Origin of the sequence: Streptomyces sp. SID12488, assembly GCF_010548275.1 — a bacterium.
In the GTDB taxonomy this organism is placed as follows: Bacteria; Actinomycetota; Actinomycetes; order Streptomycetales; family Streptomycetaceae; genus Streptomyces.
Window position 1 is genome coordinate 1 of sequence record NZ_JAAGLT010000181.1, and the last position, 252, is coordinate 252.

The window sequence follows — 252 nt, forward strand, 5'->3', positions numbered from 1 at the left end:
GACTCCCCGGCCCTCCAGCGCCGCCACAAGTCGGCCTTCATCTCGTCCGACATCCCCGGCCGACCCAGTCTCGCCACGTAAACCGTCCTCAACCAGCACTGTTGCTCTGACCGGTTGAATCTAAGGTGGCCCGCTTGAGGACCTCCACGTCCTCGCGAAGCCGGCGGTTCTCCCGTCGCAGCGCGGCCAACTCCTCGCGTTCACTGCTGGTCAGGCCGTCGCGTTCGCCCGCGTCGACCTCGGCCTGGCTGA

At 67.5% G+C, this 252-nt stretch carries 1 pseudogene; it reads right to left on the minus strand.

Annotated features, from left to right (window positions below):
• Positions 1 to 124 precede the first annotated feature (124 nt).
• Positions 125 to 252 (minus strand): annotated as a pseudogene (locus G3I56_RS44610) (IS3 family transposase); the annotation flags it as partial.